At 34.4% G+C, this 21,793-nt stretch carries 11 protein-coding genes; 7 read left to right on the top strand and 4 right to left on the bottom strand.

Features of this window, described 5'->3' with window-relative positions:
• Nucleotides 1–97: 97 nt before the first annotated feature.
• The 7 genes from PW52_RS02035 to PW52_RS02065 all read left to right on the top strand — a co-directional run bounded on the left by PW52_RS02035 (nucleotide 98) and on the right by PW52_RS02065 (nucleotide 15,232).
• Nucleotides 98–2,461 (top strand): fasciclin domain-containing protein, encoded by a 2,364-nt coding sequence (locus PW52_RS02035; protein WP_044631228.1) that lies wholly within the window; start codon nucleotides 98–100, stop codon nucleotides 2,459–2,461.
• A gap of 25 nt (nucleotides 2,462–2,486) precedes the next feature.
• Nucleotides 2,487–5,738 carry a SusC/RagA family TonB-linked outer membrane protein gene (locus PW52_RS02040; protein ID WP_044631229.1) on the top strand — a complete coding sequence of 1,084 codons (3,252 nt, stop codon included), beginning with the start codon at nucleotides 2,487–2,489 and terminating at the stop codon, nucleotides 5,736–5,738.
• Between the two features lie 22 nt (nucleotides 5,739–5,760).
• A complete protein-coding gene (locus tag PW52_RS02045; RefSeq protein WP_044631230.1) occupies nucleotides 5,761–7,224 on the top strand; it encodes a RagB/SusD family nutrient uptake outer membrane protein in 1,464 nt (487 codons plus the stop codon).
• 11 nt (nucleotides 7,225–7,235) lie between these two features.
• Complete coding sequence (locus PW52_RS02050) at nucleotides 7,236–8,897, top strand: fasciclin domain-containing protein (RefSeq protein ID WP_082050804.1); 1,662 nt, start codon at nucleotides 7,236–7,238, stop codon at nucleotides 8,895–8,897.
• A gap of 25 nt (nucleotides 8,898–8,922) precedes the next feature.
• Nucleotides 8,923–10,443 (top strand): fasciclin domain-containing protein, encoded by a 1,521-nt coding sequence (locus PW52_RS02055; RefSeq protein WP_044631232.1) that lies wholly within the window; start codon nucleotides 8,923–8,925, stop codon nucleotides 10,441–10,443.
• Nucleotides 10,444–10,537: 94 nt separating this feature from the next.
• Nucleotides 10,538–13,594 (top strand): SusC/RagA family TonB-linked outer membrane protein, encoded by a 3,057-nt coding sequence (locus tag PW52_RS02060; RefSeq protein ID WP_052823329.1) that lies wholly within the window; start codon nucleotides 10,538–10,540, stop codon nucleotides 13,592–13,594.
• Between the two features lie 27 nt (nucleotides 13,595–13,621).
• A complete protein-coding gene (locus tag PW52_RS02065) occupies nucleotides 13,622–15,232 on the top strand; it encodes a RagB/SusD family nutrient uptake outer membrane protein (protein WP_044631234.1) in 1,611 nt (536 codons plus the stop codon).
• A gap of 79 nt (nucleotides 15,233–15,311) precedes the next feature.
• Here PW52_RS02065 and PW52_RS02070 read toward each other — a convergent pair whose 3' ends face one another.
• From PW52_RS02070 to PW52_RS02085, 4 genes are all read right to left on the bottom strand, one after another.
• Nucleotides 15,312–16,832 carry a sialate O-acetylesterase gene (locus tag PW52_RS02070; RefSeq protein ID WP_117584346.1) on the bottom strand — a complete coding sequence of 507 codons (1,521 nt, stop codon included), beginning with the start codon at nucleotides 16,830–16,832 and terminating at the stop codon, nucleotides 15,312–15,314.
• Between the two features lie 30 nt (nucleotides 16,833–16,862).
• Nucleotides 16,863–18,698 (bottom strand): alpha-L-rhamnosidase-related protein, encoded by a 1,836-nt coding sequence (locus PW52_RS02075; protein WP_052823330.1) that lies wholly within the window; start codon nucleotides 18,696–18,698, stop codon nucleotides 16,863–16,865.
• Nucleotides 18,699–18,839: 141 nt separating this feature from the next.
• Complete coding sequence (locus PW52_RS02080) at nucleotides 18,840–20,189, bottom strand: Gfo/Idh/MocA family protein (RefSeq protein WP_044631308.1); 1,350 nt, start codon at nucleotides 20,187–20,189, stop codon at nucleotides 18,840–18,842.
• A gap of 13 nt (nucleotides 20,190–20,202) precedes the next feature.
• The gene (locus tag PW52_RS02085; RefSeq protein WP_044631235.1) at nucleotides 20,203–21,582 is read right to left on the bottom strand and encodes a 3-keto-disaccharide hydrolase; all 1,380 of its coding nucleotides are present in this window, start codon (nucleotides 21,580–21,582) and stop codon (nucleotides 20,203–20,205) included.
• Between the last annotated feature and the right edge of the window lie 211 nt (nucleotides 21,583–21,793).

Here is a 21,793-nt window from a genome sequence, read left to right on the forward strand (position 1 = left end):
TAGTAAAGGCTCTTTTTTTGTTAATTGTGTTAACATTTAATAAGTTTTTTTAAATAAAGTTAACCAATTATTTAAGTTAAAATAACAAACTAAACTAATGAAAATTATTACTAATTACCAAGGCCTTATTTTTAGGCGAATTAGTGCCATGCAAAAAAAAATATTATTCCTCTTTTTATTGGTGCTTACTATCTTTAGTTGTAGACCAGATGACGCAGAATACGCTCGACCTGATAATCTAGTTGGTACCATTTATTCTCAACTCGAAGATATGGGGATGTTTAATTATTATTTGCAGGCATTAGATAAAACAGAATATGTTGAACCTTTAAGTAGAGGGGGATCCTGGACTGTATTTGCACCAACCGATGAAGCCTTCGAAAATTTTATGAGTGAAAATGGCTTTGCTTCTTTTGATGCAATTCCGGATGAAAGGATTATTGATTTTGTTGATAATACAATAATTATAGACGGCTGGAATACAACTACGTTAACATATTTTAGAAATCGTTTTTATTTAGGTCAAAGCTTTAGACGACGAACTCAATACCAAAGGCCAAATAGAGTTTTTAATACAGATACCTTGCAGCATTTAATGAATTGGGACGATTTAGATCCGGGAGAATATATCGTTAATTACAGTAACGGTAGGTTAAAAACGGTAAATTATTTCCTCGATTCCTACATGGAAACTTGGGGTGTTGAGTATAGCGATTACGAATTTATGTTTCCTGGAGAAACTTTTAACGAAGGCGGCATGAAAGTATTTGATGCCAACGTATCTCAGGCGAATATTGTTGCAGAAAATGGAATTATCTATGCTTTAGATAAAGTTATTGAACCGCAAAAAAACTTGTATGAGAATTTAGATGCGCCAGAATATAATGATAAGTACTCTATGTTTAAAAAAATAGTAGAGCGATTTGCATCCTTAGTATTAATAGGAGATCAAGAAAACGAAGAAACTGGAGAAATAGAAACAGTATATCAATATAGATTTTCTACAGGTATAGAAAATGATTTATTGCCTTTTAATCCTTTTGATGAGAACTATGCAACCAATATAGATGGTACATTGGCTCAAGCTTGGGGACTATTAGTGCCAACTAACGAGGCATTAACTAATTATTTAAATGGTAACAGTATTCTTGGTCAATTTTACGATTCTTACGACGATATGCCTTTGGATGTGTTAGGTAAATTTATTAAACCTAATTTCTTTAGAGACTATTATAATATTGTTCCCAGTAGTTTTGGACAAAGCTACGATTATGGTTTAGGTTTTGTTGATTTTCAAGAAGCGCATGTTGTAGATAAAAAGTTTTGTAGTAATGGTTTATTTATAGGTGTAAACACCGTGTATACTAACGATAGTTTTGGTACTATTATGGGACCATTACTTTTAGACTCAGAATATTCAATAATGCTAAAATCTATTCAAGATTTAGGTATCGATACAGCGCTGCAAAGTAAAGGCGTAAGGTTTTCAATTTTAGGAATTAAAAACGATCAATTTATTGACGTTGCCGATCCTAATAGTGCAACCCGACGTATAACCGTGCTTACTGATCCAGATTTGTTCGATCCTACAGATTTATCGGTTATTTATATGGAAGTAACAGGTGATCCTGTTGCTGCAAATAATAGAATTTATCCAGATCCTGCAGCTTCAAGTCCTAGTTCTGCCGATATAGCTTATGTGCAAACTACGTTAAACGATATTGTTCTTAATCAAATTATCGACGATGAAATAGATTTTAACGCAAATACATATTATCAAACAAGAAGTGGTGAATATGTTTATACTTTTAATGGTAACTCTGCCGCAGGTGGCGAAGATATTTTCTTAGGAGAATCTGCTCAAATTGATGTAGATGGAATTCAAGAAACATCGAATGGTTACTTTTATAAAATGACGAGCGCAATAAACAGACCAATGCATTTTACTTATGGCGCGCTTCTAAATAGCACAACTGATTTCTCAATGTTTCTTCAAGTATTAGAAAGTGCCGAGGCGCTTATAACTATTGTTGGATCGGATGATAAATTAGTAAATTTCTTAAACCTTACACGTACGTTTACATTATTTGCTCCTAATAATGCAGCAGTACAACAGGCAATTGCCGATGGTGTAATTCCAGACCCAGACCCAACTTACCTAGCAGGATTAGATGAGCTAGGTTTAGCAACTGCGCAAAAAGAACTTTTAGATTTTGCAAGCAAGCACTTTTTACAGCAGTCGGTTCCAACAGATGGGAATACAGCAGGTAGTTTTTCGTCTATGTATTACAGTGAAATTGTTGATTTCGCACCAGTTTACGATGTGTTTTCTGTACAAAGTACAACATCTTCTGTTACTATAACAAACGAAGAAACAGGGGATACAGTAACTACCAACGGAATCACCAACTTATTATCTAAACGAGTTGTAATTCACGAAATAAGCGATTACATAAAATAATTTAAAAACATAAAGTTTACTAAATATGAAGTATAAATATAGGTCATATACGTATGCCTTAGTGGTGCTTTGCACATTAATGTCAATGTGTAATATTACTGCTCAATCAAGGACTATCGTTTCAGGTAGTATTACTGGGGTTGCAGATGGATTACCTTTAGGCGGGGCTACTATTGCAGAAAAAGATAAAGATAATCGTGTTATTAATGGTGTCGTGGCAGATTTTAATGGGAATTACTCCATAGCAATTAAAGATCCCAATAACACCTTAACTTTTTCGTTTGTTGGTTTTGTTACAAAAGAAGTTGTTCCAGGGGCTAAAACAACTATTAATGTTCAGCTTGAGGAAGATATTTCTCAACTAGATGCGGTTTTACTTCGAGGAACAAAAAAAGTGTTTACCGGCGAATTCGAAATGGATAAACGACGTATAGCCACGGCCATGGAAACTATAGATGTAAAAGAAATTAGCGAAACAGTGTCCTCTGGAATTGTCGATCAGTTACAAGGGCGTTTAAGTGGTGTAGATATTGTTGCCAATTCTGGAGAACCAGGCGCAGGAATGTCTATTCGAATTCGTGGTACGTCTTCATTAAATGCATCGTCAGAACCATTAATTGTTATAAATGGTGTGCCTTTTGAAACGGAAATAGATGATTTATTCGATTTTAGTTCGGCCGACGAAGAACAATATGCAGCCATGATTGGTGTGTCTCCAGACGATATTGAAGAAATTTCGGTTTTAAAAGATGCGGCTGCTACAGCACAATTTGGTTCGCGTGCAGCTAACGGTGTTTTACTTATAAAAACGAAACGTGGTACAAAAGGTCCTGCAAGATTTTCATATAGTTATAAAGGTACTGTAGGTTGGCAGCCGGATGGTATTCCAATGTTAAATGGAGATCAATACTCTACTTTAATTAAGGATGAGTTAATTGCAACAAACAATCAAACCGAATATCCGCAAATTGAGTATAATCCAGATTACGAGCTTTATAATTTATATAACAAGAATATAGATTGGATAGACGAAATTACCAGAAGAGGCTCAACTCAAGAACACTTTATTGGTGTTTCTGGTGGTGGTGAAAAATCGTCTTACCGTGTGTCTGCAAGTTATAAAGACCAAGTAGGAACAACATTAGGTAGTGCATTTAAACTGTTTACCGCAAGAGCCATTTTAGATTATAATATATCAGATAAAATAACAATTTCATCGGAGTTATCGTATAGTCATGGTGATTTAGACCGCTCATATGCAAAAGATAATAGTTTAGGTCAACAAGCTCTACGTGCTTTGGCTTTAATAAAAATGCCAAACCAATCTATTTACCAAGTAGATGAAAACGGTAATTATACAGACCAATATTTTACACCAACAGATGCTTTTCAAGGTAATGGTGTAGTTTATTATAACCCTGTGGCAATGGCTAATTTATCTCGAAATAATACCGAGAATAACAGAATAACGCCAATATTTAGATTCAATTATAAACCTATAAAAGCTTTAGATTTTCGTTCTATTATATCGTTCGATATTAATGTAGATAAAACATCTCGTTTTGTACCAGAAGCTGCTATTGGAGCTGCCTGGACAAATTCTGGGGCTAATCGTTCTACCTTTGCAGATGCCGAGTTTTACGTGGTTCGTACAGATAATAGGTTAATTTGGAATCCAGGATTAGGCGATAACCATTCTTTATTTACAAGTGCAGCTATTCAAACTTACGAAAAAACAAGTCAAGGTTATGCTGCAGTAGCAAGTAACTCGCCAAGTAACTATATTCAAACTCCAATTGCTTTAACGAGAATTGAAGGAAGTGGAAACGATTTAACTTCTACATTCACTCAAAATAGAACCGTAGCTTATAATTTTATGTTTAACTATCAATATCTTGATCGTTATATTTTAAGTGGAGGTATTCGATCTGAAGGTAACTCAAAATTTGGTAGTAGTTATCGTTATGGTGTATTTCCTAGTATTGCAGGTAAATGGATAATTTCTAATGAGCCATTTTTAGTTGATTACGATTTTATTGATGAGCTAGGACTTCGTGCTAGTTACGGTGTTAATGGTAATTCGCCTAGTTTCAACTATGGTCAGTATAACACCTATACCACTTATAACTATAACTATTTAGATGAACGACCTGTTTACCCTAACAATATGGAATTAACAGATTTACGTTGGGAAACCGTAGTTCAAAGCAATATAGGGTTAACTTACTCTTTTTTTAATAATAGACTTAGTGGTGATTTAGAGTTTTACCAGAAAAAAACTATAGATATGTTAACTAAAAACACATCTATACCAACAACCTCAGGGTTTTCTACAGTACCTTTTTTAAATTTAGGTGATGTAAATAATGAAGGTTTCGAACTTAGTGTTAGAACTAAAATAATAGATAATGAAGATTTTGGTTTAGACTTCAATTTTAACGTTGCACGAAACAGAAACTTAATAACGAGAATTACAGATGCTCAGGATGTAGAAGATGGTAACCCGTTAGCTACAGGACCAGATGGTTATTTAAAACGTATACAAGAAGGTAACCCAATTGGTTCGTTTTATGGTTACCGCTACTTAGGTGTTTTTAGTAGTTCAGACGATTTAATAGCTAGAGATGCAAACGGAGATATTATTTATGATATCGATGGAGAACCTAAAAACTTAGTTTTTAATAACGGTTATGAGTTTAGAGCTGGAGATGCAATGTACGAAGATATTAATAAAGATGGTAATATTAACCGACTTGATGTTGTGTATATTGGTAATGCAAACCCGTTATTATATGGTGGTTTTGGTCCAACTATTCGATATAAAAACTTCCAAGTAAATGCGTTTTTTAATTACAGATACAATCAGAAAATTATTAATATCGCTCGCATGCAAACAGAAAGCATGGATAGTTTCGATAACCAAAGTACAGCTGTTTTAAGACGTTGGAGATTTGAAGGCGACCAAACCGATATTCCAAGAGCGGTATTAAATAGTCCTGTAAATACATTAGGATCAGATCGTTTTCTTGAAGATGCCTCTTTTATGAGATTAAAATATGTAACCTTAAGATATAATTTACCAAAGCCATTTATTAAGAAAATTAACTTTACCAATGCATCGGTTTATGTTACAGGAACCAACTTGTTAACATTTACAAAGTATTCGGGAGCCGATCCAGAAACAGGTAACAGTAGTAACTGGCAGAATTTGGGTTACGATACAAACCAAACGCCACGGTCGCAACAAGTTACTGTAGGTTTAAATCTTACATTTTAATTGGTAATAACTTATTAGCATTATGAAAAAGTACATATTAAATAAATTAATTATTGTTCCAATAGTATTGGTTACATTATTTTCATGTAGCGATTATTTAGAGTTGGAACCGCAAGACAGCCTTATTCAACAAGAGTTTTGGCAAAATAAAGAACAAGTTTCTGCAGCTGTAGCAGGATGTTATGCCTCAATGAATGAGTCTGGATTTACAGATAGAGTATTTAAGTGGGGGGAGCTTAGAGCAGAAATGTTATTATCGCTTAGAGCTGGTAACGACGATAACAATATGTTAAGCAATTATATGATTCCAACCAGTAGCTTAGTAAACTGGAGTAATTTTTATAAAACAATAAACTATTGTAATCTAGTTTTAGAGTTTGCCGATGGTGCACAGGCTAACGACTTATCGTTTACAGAGCAAGAACTAGCAACATTTAAAGCAGAAGTTTTGACCATTCGCTCATTAGTTTACTTTATTCTTGTTAAGAATTTTAAAGAAGTACCTCTAGTTTTAACAGGAACTTCAACGAGTCAAGTAGATTTTTATCCTCCCAAAAGTACAGAAGCTGAAGTTCTTACTCAAATAATTTCCGATTTACAAATAGCAGTAGACGATTTAAATTTAGGATATTCAGAGTCTGCCGCTTACGATAAAGGCAGAATGACTAAAGGTGCTGCACTGGCAATTTTAGCCGATGTATATTTATGGAACGAGCAATACGATGAGTGTATAGCTGCAACACAAGAAATTATTGATTCTGGCAGATATGCCTTAGTAGATGGATCGGACTGGTTAAACGATATTTTTGTTGAAGGAAACTCAGTTGAAGGTATTTTCGAACTTCAATTTAGCGATTTAAACAGTACGTATCAAAATGCATTTTATGTTGAAAGTCCTTTATACGCACCGTATAATCCAATTAGAGAATTATATGAAGATTACCCAGACGATATTCGAGCAGATTTGGGAACCTACGATAGGGAAACAAATGCTATTTTTAAATTTTCAGGTGTCGATGTTACAGGTAATTACCGTGGGCAACAAGAGTTTTTTAACACCTTTATATTTTATCGCTATGCCGAAATTCTTTTAATGCAAGCCGAAGCACTTACATTATCTACTACAAATAAAGATTTACAACGTGCTGCTAATTTAATTGAGCTTGTGCATCAACGAGCCACTGGAGCACCGCTAGATGTGTCTTTAGATGAAGCTACACTTTTAAATACAGTGTTACTTGAGAGACAAAAAGAATTGGCTTATGAAAGTAAACGATGGTATGATTTATTACGATTTGCTAGAAGAAATAATTTTCAAGATCAATATTTAATTCTGAATCTTGTCGATATAAAAGCAGGCCCTGATAATTATGAGCAACTTTTAAGTTATTATTCTAATTCAGAGGCATATTTCCTCCCAATTTTTCAAAATGAATTAAATTTAAATGAGAACTTGGTTCAAAATCCTTATTACGATAACAATTAAAACTAAATAAGATGGAAACAAATAAATTAATAACCTGGATTGGATGTTTGTGTGCCTTCCTTTTTATGTTAAACAGCTGTAACGATAGTCTCGACGGTACCACCTTTTTTACTACCGATGAGATGACAATTGCCGAAACCTTAGAGGCTAACCCCGATAAGTTTTCTATGTATGTTGAAATTCTGGAAAAAACAGATTTCTATAATGCTTTTAAAAGTTATGGAACCTATACTTGTTTTGCACCAACAAATTTAGCCATTTCAAACTACATCAAGGAAAGATGGAATGCTACTAGCATTAGCGAGTTAAGTTCTCCCGAACATTTAGAGTTTTTAAAAATAATAGTAAAATTCCATACATTACCAACCAGAAGAGCTGCCAGTAGTTTTGTAGAGGGGCGTATTCCCGAACTAACCTATACTGGTGATTATCTTACAACCTCATACGTTGGTGGTGGTGGTATTGCTAATGTTCAAATTAATCGCGAAGCAACTTTAGATCAATATGATATTGAAGCGAACAACGGAATTATTCATGCTATCGATGCCGTTTTACCACCTTTTATAGATCCTGTGCCAAAAATTATGGAAGATTCTGGGAACTATACCATTTTTGTTGAAGCCTTAAAACAAACAGGATATTACGACGAATTCTCTGAAATTTATAACGAAGATGGAGTTAGAATTAATTTTACCATTTTGGCAGAGTCTGATGCTATTTATGCAGAAAACGGTATTAACTCTTTCGCAGATTTAGCTAACTTTATATCACCAGATAATTCTGATTATACAGATGCTACAAACGATTTAAATCGTTTCATTGCGTATCACGCAGCGCAAGATTTTTATTACTCGTCCGATTTTCCTGATGATGGATTCATATCTACAGTATTAGTAAATAATGCAATTAAGTCGTTAAAAACAGATAAAGAACTTAAAATTAACGAAACTGAAACAGGGGTAGATGATACTTGGATTTCACTACTTTCAGAATCTAGTAATTTACCAGCAAAAAATGGTGTTTATCATACAGTAGATAAGTTACTAACCATTTTTACGCCAGAGCCTAAATATCAAATTTTCGATTTTACTTTAACACCAAGTGTTGGTAAACTTGCTTACGGTACTTGGTATGGCGACGACCAAAATGCAGGGCCATTTACTAACCCTAGAGTATTTCCTGCTACTAGAGTTAGAATTTTAAGACAAAGCAGTAACCCGTCTTACGGTACACCGCAAGATGGTGGTAATACTGTTTTTAATTGTGGTTCGGTAACTTGGTTAGAGTTTGATACGCCTGTGCTTCCTAAGGGTAAATACGAGGTAAGAGTTTGTGGTAACCAAGGGAATAATGGTCGTCCAGTTTTTCAAATTTATTGGGACGGACAACCTATTGGTTCGCAATGGGATATGAGAGATAATCTTGTGGATGTTTTTGGTTCTAATTGGGCCGAAGTAGATTCACTTGAAATGCGATCTAAAGGTTATGTAAGAGGACTAAAAGACCGATTTAACGGTAGTGGTGTCTCGGCTTACGATAACTCTAACTGGGGTCGATTTATTGTAACTAGCGATTTATTATGCCCTGTACAACAATCGCATGTACTTCGATTAGAAACTATAAGGTCTGGAGGTATTCCAATTGATTATGTAGAGTTTGTGCCAGTAGACTAATTTTTATAATTATAAAGAATTTAAAATGAAAAATAAAATTAATGCCATAATTAACTTTAGTCGTTTATTAGCTTTACTAAGCTTGCTAATCGTTTTTGGTTGTAAAGATGAGGCCTGGGATGATCACTATGAAGCACTCGATCCTCTACTTGAAAATAATATCTTAACGGTACTTTCTCAAGACTCAGATTTTTCAACGTTTCTTAATTATGTGTATCAAACAGGGTATAATGAGCAGCTTGAAACAGCTCAGGCCTATACTGTTTGGGCACCAACTAACGATGCGTTTAATCAGGTTCCAAGCAATATTTTAAACGATCCAGATTTGTTAAAGGAACTCATAGGAAATCATATAAGCCTATTTAGCTATAATGCTTCAAGCGAAGATGAAGTTTTAGTGAAAATGTTTAACAATAAATATGTTGAATTTTTAAACACAACTGGAGGCTCAACTTTTGGTGGTGTAAATGTTGTTGAAAGCGATATTTTGGCTTCAAATGGTATTGTACATGCTATTGATAGTGTTTTAGAAGTTAACCCAAATATTTGGGGGTATTTAAACGAAAATAGCGACCAGTTTCCAACGTTAATGACGTTTTTAGAACAATTTAATGAAACGGCTTTCGATGAAGATAATAGTGTTGAAATAGGTACAAACACACTAGGACAAACCGTGTACGATTCCATTTTTAGTACAACCAATAGTTATTTTAAAACAATTGGAGATTTAAGCTTAGAAGAATCACGATATACTTTTATTGGTTTAACCGAAGATGTTTATGCCGACGTATTCGATATTTTTGATGATTATTACTATTACCCAATTGAAGACACCATAAAAAATAATACCGATAAGGCTATTTTTAAGAATCTAACTTATGATTTGGTTGATGTAAGCGAATTAAACGGTAGTAAAATAACCTCTACAACAGGTGGCGAACTTTTATTAAACGCTTCAGATGTCGATGAAGAAATCGAGTTAAGTAACGGTAATGTGCTTATCGTTAATCAATTAAATTTCGATCCTAAAGATGTTATTTACAAACCTATTCGTTACGAAGTTGAAAATACCGAAAGACGAACCATTGGGTCATTAACAGACTTTTCAATTCAAAAAAATTACGATGCCTTTGCGTCTGAAGAGTTTACTAATACTATAACATTGTTAAGAAACCCAGATGGAAATGATGGTAACAATTATTTTGAAGTTGCATTTACCAATGTGTTATCTGCAAGTTATAAAATTAACGCCAAATTTACACCAGTAGGTGCTGCTCAAAGCACTAAGTTAAAATTTGAATTAAGATATATTGGTTCTAATTTTTTACCTGTTGTTGAAGAAATAGGGCCTGTAGTAGTAAGCAATTTAGAAGACGGTGTAATTAGTATTGGAGATGAGTACGATTTTACATTTTTTGTTAACGAAGATATTGATAACTACTTTCATGTAAACCTACGAGTAATTGTAGATGTAAGCGAACCAGAGCTTTTATTGTACGATCGTAGTTTTGGTCTTGACTATGTAGAATTGGTGCCAACTGAATAACAATTACATCCAAAAATTAAATTTGAATTATCTAATTATGATAAAAATTAATAAATATTTCTTGCTCTTTATTCTGTTTTTCGGAATAACTTCGATGCTACAAGCGCAGGAAAACACACGTTTAACCGTATCAGGAACGGTATTAAGTGCTAGTAGCAAAAAGCCTTTACAAGGTATTAATGTACGCATTGGTAAATTTGCTTCAGTATTAACTAATGAGTCAGGTGAGTTTACCATTAAAGTGCCCGATACTAGAGCAACACTTATTGTAAGTAATCCCGATTATCAAACTAAAGAAGTACCATTAAAAGATAGAACTACTGTTGAGGTTTTAATTTATGGTAACGATTTTAATTCATATTATAACCAAGATGTAGATATGCTTTTAAACAAGCAATCTAACAGTTCTGTGGTTAATGCTATTTCTGTAAAAAAGGGAAATATTGCTACACCTAGACAAACGGTGGCTAATATGCTAAATGGTGAAGCTAGTGGTTTACGAACTATTATGCGCTCCGGTGTTCCTGGTATTGGTGCCAACATGTTTTTACGTGGTTATAATACAATAAATGGTTCTACACAGCCATTAATTATTGTTGATGGAATGATGCTTGAAACAAACACCTTTACCAATAATAATTTAATAGGTGGTTATAGTTACGATCCGCTTTCAGATATTAACCCAAAGGACATTGCAAGTATAACAGTTATTAAAGATGCCGCATCTATTTATGGATCAAGAGCAGCCAATGGCGTTATTTTAATTGAAACGAATAAAGCTGAAAGTATTTCAACTAAAATTGATTTTTATGTGCAAGGTGGTTTAAATGTTGCGCCTCAAAATATACCAATGATGGATAGCGGGCAATACAAAACATTTTTGTCTAATCAATTAAATAATTCTGGACTTTATACAAATGAAGAAATTAGTAGAATGCCATTCTTTAATGAAAATCCGGCTTTTTCCGATTATCAAAAATATCATAACGAAACCAATTGGCAAGACGAAATATTTAGCAACGATTATGTTAACGATTATTATTTAAAAGTAACTGGTGGCGACGAAATTTCAAAATACGGTATTTCGGTGGGTTACTCAACCAATAGAGGGGTTGTTAAAAACTCTAATTTTAATCGATTTACCACACGTTTTAACGCAGAAACGAGTGTTACCGAAAAATTATTTTTAAATACTAACTTAAGTGTAAGTTACACTAATAGAAATGTGTTCGATGATGGTTTATTAAGTACATCGCCTATTTTTTCAGCATTACAAAAATCACCATTTTTATCGCCTTTTGTGCCTAACGCCGATGGTGTTGTAACAGGGATTTACGAAGATATAGATGACATAGGAGCATTTAGTAACCCGCTAGCAATTACAGATAATACAACCTTTGTTGCTAAAGATTATAACCTTTATGGTCATTTAAAACTTACTTATAAACTGTCCGATAAACTAGCCATTAGTTCGTTAGTTGGAGTTTATTATATTAAAAACAGACAAAATGTGTTTTTACCAGACTTAGGTTTATCTACCGAGTTTAACGAGTATGGCGACGAACTTGTGCGTACATCAAAAGTAAGTGCCGAAAGTTTATTTGCGGTATATAATGACACCAGGTTAAATTATAAATTCAACTATAGAAATAAACACGATTTCTCTTTAAACTTAGGGTTTAGATATAACCAAAATAATTACGATAACTCATATTCAATAAGTGGTAACTCTGGCGACGACCAATTCACATCGTTAGATGGTGGAGATCCATTAACTTTTGTAACTTCTGGTAGTATAGGAAACTGGAAATATGCATCGGTTTATGCTAACGCCGATTATGCATTTTTAAATAAGTATTTCGTGAGCTATAATATCGCTGGCGATGCTTCGTCTCGATTTGGCGACGATAAATCGGTTGGTATTTTTCCTGCTTTGGGAGCAGGATGGTTAGTGTCTTCTGAAAAGTTTATGGCAGATTCTAAATTAATCGATCAATTAAAACTTCGTGCAAGTTATGGTTTAACTGGTAACGACGGTGTCGGTAACTATAATGCCGAGTCTTACTTTGTGCCAAATAGGTTTTTAGAAGGTGGTGGTTTAGTAAACGGGAACATAGCAAATAGTTCTATCCGTTGGGAAGAAACTGCTAAAGCTAACTTAGGTATAGATTTAGGTTTGTTTAACGAGCGTTTAGCCGTTAGTTTCGATTATTTTAATAACAAAACCTCAGGATTATTAAACCTTAACGAAATAAGCCCTATTTACGGAAGCAATGGCTTTTTAAATAACGATGGCGAGTTAAAAAATACAGGTTTTGAATTTAGTGTAAATGCAAGAGTATTTAATACTAGTTCTTTTTCTTGGGATATTGGTGGGAATATTTCTAAATACAAAAACGAAATTATTTCCTTACCAGGACAGCAGCAGTTAAATACTATTGATGGTGTTAATGCTACTATACTTAATCAAGAAGGAAGTGCTTTAGGTCTATTTTATGGTTACAAAACCAATGGCATTTATAACAATGCAACCGAAGCTTCTGCCGATGGTTTAAGTTGGACCGATTATCAAGGGTTTTTACAGCCTTTTGAAGCAGGAGATGTGCGTTTTGTTAATGCAAATGCATCAGATAATGTAATAAATGAAGACGATAGAGTTGTAATTGGGGATCCAAATCCAGATTTTACAGGAATGTTTTACAATACGTTTACCTACAAAAAGTTGAGTCTGTCTGCAGTATTTACTTTTAGTCAAGGTAACGATATTTATAATGCATTGCGATGGAATAACGAATCGATGTCTGGACTTGCTAATCAAAGTTTAGCAACGGTAAATCGTTGGACAGTAGAAAACCAAAATACTTCAGTGCCAAGAGCTGTTTATGGTGATGCGATGGGGAATTCGAGATTTTCAGATCGATGGATTGAAGACGGATCGTATATTCGTTTAAAAACAATCACACTATCCTATACTCCAGATGTGTTTAATACCACATTTTATATAACAGCAAACAATATTTTAACTATAACAGATTATTTAGGTTACGATCCAGAGGTGAGCTCGTCGCAACTAAGTTATTTACAAGGTATCGATGCTGGATTTACGCCACAATACAGTTCTGTGTTAATTGGAGTTAGAGTAGGACTATAAAATATTCAAAATATAAAAACATATCTAATGAGAAAATATATAAAAATAACATTTGGTTTACTTGTAGGCCTAACATGGTTTACTTCTTGCGAAGACTTTTTAGAAGTGTCGCCAGAGGAAGTTGTATTGTCCGATGATTATTTAGGAGATAACGAACTCGACGCGCGTTCAGCATTATTTGGTGTGCTTGCCGAAATGCAGGATGTTGCTGGTCAATACGTTATTCTAGGTGAGGTTCGAGGCGATTTAGTAAACGTAAATAGCAGTACTGTCGACGAAATAAGACAAATTAATAACCATGAAGTAACCGAAGAAAATAGTATTGCAGATCCTACGACATTGTTCTCAATAATTAACAATTGTAATTTTGCTTTAGAAGGAATAGATACAGAAGCTTACGAAAATCAATTGCTAGACGATTATGCTTCTATATTAAGAATTCGTACATGGGCACAAATGCAAATTTTAATTAATTATGGGAAACTGCCATACATTACAGAACCTATTAAAACAAATCACGATTTAGATAAAACCTATCCTGTACTTTCAATGACGGAAGCTATCGATACTTTAATAGCAAATTTAATGACGGTTGCCGATGTTGAAAACGTTACAAAATATGAAAACTCTTTAGGGTTTAATATTTTTAAAATGATTCCAGATCAAAATATTTTATTAGGCGATTTGTATTTATGGAAAGGAAGTTTTGTTGAAGCTGCTACACACTACAAATTGTTTTTAGATGAAAACGTTTCAGGAAACGTTTATAATATTTCTTCGTATGCAGCCATTGTAAACGAAAGTGGAACTGGATATACAATTGCAACCTCTTGGGAGAATATTTTTGGTGAAAGTATAGCAGGAAATGCCGTAATTAATTACGTTGCCTTTAATGAGCAATTTCGTCAAGAAAATGAAAGTTACGATATATTAACTACGCAATTAAAGCCATCAGAATTCGCCATATTAAAATGGAGTGAACAATTTGTTGGTTACGAAGGCGAACCCGTTTTTCAAGGAGATACACGTGTTCTAGATGATTTGTCTTATACAGGTGAAGGTGATGCGGCCATGATAACGAAGTACCAACCAGAGTATTTTACATGGAACAGAGCTGCTAAAATTTATTTAAGATATGCCGAGGCTATTAATTATGCCGGTTATCCAGATCATGCCTTGGCTATTGTAAATGGTATTTTTAATAACCCAGATGTAGAGCCAGTTGATGCGCCTATATTTGGTAATGCCGAAGGGTTTTTAAATTTCGATATGGATCAATACTATACGGTTAATAACAGCGACGAACCAACTTCTGGTAATTTAGGAATTCGAGGACGCGCTGGTATGGCGCCTGTAAGTGTTCCTGAAGAGTTGGAAGGTATTGAAAGAATTGAAGCGGTTGATGCTTTAATTTTAGAAGAAGCTGCGCTTGAACTAGCTTTTGAAGGCAACCGTTGGGAAGATTTACTGCGTTTTGCAATACGAGCTAATAACCCAAGTATACTTGCCGATGCTGTTGCTAATAAAATTGAAAATTCAGGAGATGTTGGAGGAGCTGCGGCGGTTCAACAAAAGTTAATGAATCCAGAAAATTGGTTTTTACCATTAACCATTCCAGATAATTTTGTATCCGAGTAAGCTTAGCTATTAACCAGTGATACGAAAAGAGGTGTAGTTCAAATTTTATTTGAATTCACCTCTTCTTTTTCTTTTTTAATTACTTCGTTTTGAAAGGATAGGCTGGTAAGTTAGCTTCATTTACTAAGTTAACACTTGGTTTTCCAGCAAAAGCATATCTAACATAAAGCGGTGTTTCAATTTCAGTATGACTTAAAACAACGGTTTCTCCTTCAATTTTAGCTTCAGCTAATTTCCAGTGTTTTGTTTTGTCGGCAATCCAAAAACCTTTTGGATTTTCGCCATCCATTGTTTTTAGTCCGTTGCTATTTTTAAAGTGAACGATTAAACGATTATCAATCACTTCTACAGATTTTAACATGGGGCCTTCTGCAACAATGGGTTTACTAAGTGTGTTTTTTGCGGCTAATAAAGCCAAACGTTCGCCAATGGGTAATTTATCTTTTGGGTGTATATTATTAACATCACCTAAATCAATTGTATTAACAACACTTGTGTTTTGTAAATTAAGTGCTTGCAATTGAGAGGCGCGCATCCAAGCAAAAGATTCTTCGGTTGGGTTTTCAGGATCTATATCCCGCTTTTTAACCGTACCCTTTCCGTATCCAGGTAACATAACAATAGCAAAATGCATGCTTGGGTTTTGCCACTTTGTACGATAATTTAAAATCCATTGTTGTAACACATCGCTATATTCTTGCATGCCTATAACTCTATGGAACCGATTACTTTCGCTTACGGTTGGGACTCCAGAAATGTATCGAGTGTTTTGTTCACCTTGGTACCAAACTAGACCTTTAGAAGCAAAGGGTATTAATGGATGCATCATAGCGTTGTACAGAATATTAGGTTGTTGTCGCATAAAAATATCTTCTTTTTGAGACCACCCATTAGGTGCGTTTAACGATTTTTTTATGATGTTTTTGGTAATTGTATCTTTATCAAAATCGAACATGATGTCTTTAAAGTACATAAAGTCGTTTTCCATATCACGAGGCATCCAAGCTTCAATAGATGAACTTCCCCAAGAAGCATGAATAATTCCAACAGGAATATCGCCTAATTGCTCTAAATAATACGAAAAAGCAGAAGCTACAGCACTAGAAGAATTACCTATTTTCCATTTTCCGGTTATCTGGTCTTCTTCTTTAAAAGAAACGGTTCGTTTTACATCAAAACTACGAATATTTTCAGATAAAGGTGTAAGGGCTTTAACATCAGGAACATTATCAACATGCATTTGCATGTTGGACTGTCCAGAACAAATCCATACCTCTCCAACTAGAATATTTGTTATTTTTATTTCAGACGATTTTGATTTAATAATCATTTCGGCAGCAGTTTTATTAGCCTGTAGGGGTTCTAACTTAAGCATCCATTTACCGTTGCTATCTGCTAATGTAGATTTGTATTGGTTAGAAAAAATGACTGTAATACTATCGTTAGGTAAAGATAACCCCCAAACAGGAACTGGTATACCTTGTTGTAAAACCATATTATCACCAAAAAGATTAGAGGGTTTTAAGTCCTGTGAAAAACTAAAAACCGATGTAGTTAGTAGTAAAAGTAACGTTAATGTGTTAAGAACCTGATTATTCATTTTTTTATTTATATATAAATTTTATTGTGTTTAGTTTACTAATTTAATAATACTCTCACCAGACTTTAATGTAACTGAATTTACTTTGCGCTTTACTTTTTTATTGTTTAAGTAAGCTTTTTTAAAAGGTTTAGGTGGTGAAAATTCGGCAGTCATTCTGTCTGGAATTGTTATTGTAAATGTAGAGGTTTGTGCCGAGGTTTTTTCATAATTTCCTAAAATAATACCATGTTGCGTTGGTGTTTTTATTTTAGAATGAGTTAAGTCGCCCATTTTAGGTGTTATCTGTGCAATTTTAAAACCTGGGGTTTTAGGTTGTATACCCCATAAATAACGCGTGATAGCGTTTAGCGGAGCGGTTCCCCAAGCATGATTCCAATCGGTGTTGGGTTTGTATTTTACAGCCCAAGCTTCCATAGCCATAGTGGAACCAACTTTAATCATGTTCCACCAGTTTCTATCTCCAATGGTATCGGAAATTAGTTGATTTGCATATCGTTCTTCATCATATTTATATAAACCTTCTAGTAAATATTGAGCACCATATACACTACAAGCCATTCCTCTTGATTTTATAAACTTAGTCACCGAAGCAATGTGTTCTTCTGGAACTAAATCGAATGCTAAAGGTAACATATTGCCGTGTAAAGAGGCATGTTTTGAGCCCTCGCCATCAATATAAATGCCTTTTTCAGAATCTAAAAACGTATTATTTATGGCTTGTTTTACTTGTTTTGCTTTTTCATTAAAGATTTTAGCATCATCTGTTTTATTTAAAGCTTCAGCAATTTCGCTCATTAAAACCATGTTTTTGTAATAAAAGGCGTTTATGGCGGTGTTAACATCAACAATTTCGTAACCATCTCTTTCGCCTTCGGCAGTAGCTAGTTTCCAACCGGTATCTTTTTGCGCTGGAGGCCAATCTATAATATCTTTAATTTTAGTATTCGGATTTTTAAACCCTAATTTTTTAATTAAATCTTTAGTTAAGTTTGGCGATTTCGAGCTTATTAAGCCATCAGGTCGTTCTAAATCCATCAATGTTTTAAGCTTTAAATTGTCGTAATGGTCTTCTAAAGGTTGTAGGTCGCCAGTGTACATATAATCGGCATAAAACATTAGCACAGTATGCAGCAGCCATTCGGTTGGCCATGTTGGGTGGTCAATAAAATAGGCATTGGTACGGCGTGCCATGGCGTAAAGACTATCAACGCTATAATGACTAAGTTGATTTATATAAGCATCGGCTTCGTAAGGAATGCGCTCACGATCGCCATCTACATAATATCCGGTAAATGTAGTTGCTTTTATAGTGTGTTTACATAGCGCCCAAATAGAATCCATAATTGGGTTGGAAGATGAAAAATAACTGGCATCATCGTTAAATTTTGCGTGTAGCACCTTTTGTTTAAATGTAATTTTATCTATTGGGATTTTTAGGTTTTCAACTTCGGCGTAACGAAATGGAATTATTGCTCCAACCGAATCTGGTAACATTATGGCTGCTCCTGTGGTGTTTCTTTTAAAGGCTTTCATGCTTACGCTTGTTGGCGTATGGGATAATAAATTTGGTAAAACAGATTTTCTGTACCTAATAGTTGCACCAGGTTTTCTGTCAATTTTATATGTTTCAATTAGTTTTTCTCCTAAATGAACTATTAATGTATCGTTTTGATTTTGAGTTGCTGTTAGTTCAACAGTGCCAAAAAAGGCTTTTCCGAAGTCTATAAAATAATGGCCGTCTTTAATTTTAACTACTTTTTTAGGTTTAAAAAAAGAGTTTTCTAATTGTATCTTATCGTTGGTTTGGCTAAACGAATTTAAAGTTAGCACTAAACTGGCTATTAAAAGTATGGTGTTTTTCATTAGAATAGTTTTTATTGAAATTAATAAAGAGATAATTTTGGGGCAATTTTCTTAGACGGACAGCATGTTTAAAGCGACAGATGTCATTTAAAATAAAAAAAGCCTCAAGTGTTTTAACTTAAGGCTTGATATAAAAAATAATTAAACAGGTTTAATTTCCCATCCTGGTTCGTAAGTTCTAGACCATAATTTCATGGCTTCTCGGTTAAAAATTCTTCCAGAAACCTCATCGACCTCAAAAGATTCATCAATTCTTGAAGCAATGTTGGCATAATGGGTTAACATTTGACTAATGGCGCCTTGTTCTATAGGTGAAGTTAATTCTGATTTTCCTCGAATGGCATCAAAAAAGTTTAAGGTATGGGCGACGGTTAAACCGCCACCACCGCCAAGTGTATTGCCGTTTTCCAACCCTGGAACAATGTTGTCTTTCACTAACTTTCCTTTAATGTCGTAAAGTTTATACCCATCTCTGTCGATAAATACAGAGCCATTCGATCCAAATATTATAGTACCTCTACCAGCACCATATTTGTCGTATCCATTTCTACTGCGGCCATCCCATTGAATGGTTCTATTACCAGAAAATGTAAAGGTCGCTTCCATAGTGTCGTACATTTCCCAACCATCATCTTTGTAATGAAATTTTCCAGATTTAACTTCAACATGTTCAGGAATTTTAACACCTAAAGCCCAACGTGCAATATCTAGTTCGTGTGTAGCATTATTACCCATTTCTGCAGTTCCGTAATCCCATCCATACCAATGCCAATTGTAATTCCAAGTATTATCGGTATAAGCACGACGTGGAGCTGGACCTTGAAATAATTCCCAATCTAAGCCTTCTGGCGGTGCTGTTTGTACTTGGTTAGGAACGCGCCCTCGTTTACTGGTGTAAAAGGCAATGGCGTTGTAAACATCACCAATAACGCCGTTATGTATTTCTTTAATAATTTCTTGCGATTGTTGCGACGAACGTTGCTGGTTTCCCATTTGTATATGTTTACCATATTTTTTTTGATAGGCAATAAGTAAATCGCCTTCTGCTAGGTTGTGGCTACATGGTTTTTCTAAATATACATGTTTACCAGCAGTTACAGCCATACAAGCTCCAGGCGCGTGCCAATGGTCTGGTGTGGCCATAAAAATGGCATCAACATGTTTGTCGTTTAAAATGTTTCTTATATCATTTTCTAGTTTAGGTTTGTGGTTGCTGTTTTTATCGACCTCTTTAGCCGCTTTATCGCGTTGGCTTTTCATAACATCGCATAAATAGCTTAATTCAATGTTGTTGCTTTTGTCGTAAATAGGACGCATATACGAGCCATAACGTCTTCCTAAACCTTGAATAGCAACATTTATTCTGTCGTTGGAGCCAATAATTTTATTGTAGCTTTTTGCCGACATAGCATTTATGCTGTTTGAAATTAATGTTGTGCCAGCGGCACCTAATGCTGCTTTTTTTATAAAATCTCTTCTGTTTGAACTCATTGTGGTGTTTAGTTTAGTTGTTAATAGGACGAATTTTAATATTTTTAAAAGACACAAAATCGCCATGATCTTGAAGCAAAATTTGACCTTTATCTAATTCGCCAAAATTTGGCCATTTTACATATTTACTTTCCGAAACTAGTTTTCTGTAGTTGTCGCTTTTGCGCTCGTATTCTAAAACTTTCATACCGTTTAACCAATGTTCTATATGGTTGTTTTTAGATATGATGTGTGCTGTATTCCATTCGCCAATTGGTTTTACAGGTTTGTTCGGATCGGCTTTTATTAAATCGTATAAAGAACTAACAGTACGGCTTCCTTCGTGGTTACCTTTTTTCGCATCAGGGTGTAAATCGTCGTCTAGAATTTGGTATTCTAATCCAATAGACGATCCTGGGCCTTTATTAATTTCAGTATCTACATAATATTTTATTCCACTGTTGGCTCCTGGAGTAAGTTTAAAATCAACTTTTAGCTCAAAATCGCTAAATTGTTCAGTTGTTACAATATCGCCACCAGCTCTAGATTCGGCTCCACCCGAAGATAAAACGCTTAAAATACCGTCTTCAATTACCCAGCCTTTTTCTGGGAAATGATCGAGCTTAGCACCGCGCCATCCATTTGTGGTTTTACCATCCCAAAGTAGTTTCCAACCTTTTTTTTCTTCATCTATGGTTAAATGGTTTTTGGTGATTATTGGTTTGATAGGCGTTTTTTTGCTGTATTTTGAAAGACTATCGGTTAAAATATTGATGTTTTTCCAAATTATTTCTGTGCCTTCTTTTTTATCCTTTTTAATACTATGTACTTGTAAGCAAATAAATCCGCTAGCTGTTTTATCATCAATTAAATGAGAAGCCGGCACACCGTTAATCCACGTTTTAATAGTGTCTCCAATAGCTTCAATACGATAGTGGTTCCAATCATTTTGTTTAAAAGCTTTTTGTGCTTCTGGGTTTTGCTCTAAAGTATTAAGCCAACCACGTCTTGCTTCATCGTAAATTCCTGCACTCCAAGCTCTTTTTGAGGGATCAATTTCTATTTGATAGCCATGAACACGACCGTTTTTGTAATGCGGAAAACTATTGCTTCGTATTTGTATGCCGCTATTCATTGTAGAATCAACTTTATAATCTAATTCAAGAATAAAATCATCGTACATTTTATTGGTAGTTAAAAACGAATTTGGAGTATCGTACACCGTACTTCCAACAATGGTTCCGTTTTTAACCGTGTAATTGGCTTTGCCGCCTTTTTGAGACCAACCGTTTAAGTTTTCGCCGTTAAAAAGTGGAATCCATGGGGTTGTATCTGTTGGCACTTGTTTGCAGTTATAAAATATTATTAAAATAGCAACAAGAAGTATTTTGCTATAAAATACAGGTTTTTTCATGTTTAGTGGTTTTAAGAAAATTAATTCACAAGATAGAATTAAGTAACAGTAGATTAATGGAGGGATCACTCAAATATATGGATTATTCGTTCTTTTCAAAAGGGTTTTGTTGTAATAAATTATATAGCTTTTTTAACTATTGCAGGTTTTCTTACAGATTTGTTTAAAAGTATGAATTGACCGATGAGTCCATGAATGTGAATTGATAGTC

The organism is Neotamlana sedimentorum, assembly GCF_000943565.1.
Classification (GTDB): domain Bacteria; phylum Bacteroidota; class Bacteroidia; order Flavobacteriales; family Flavobacteriaceae; genus Neotamlana; species Neotamlana sedimentorum.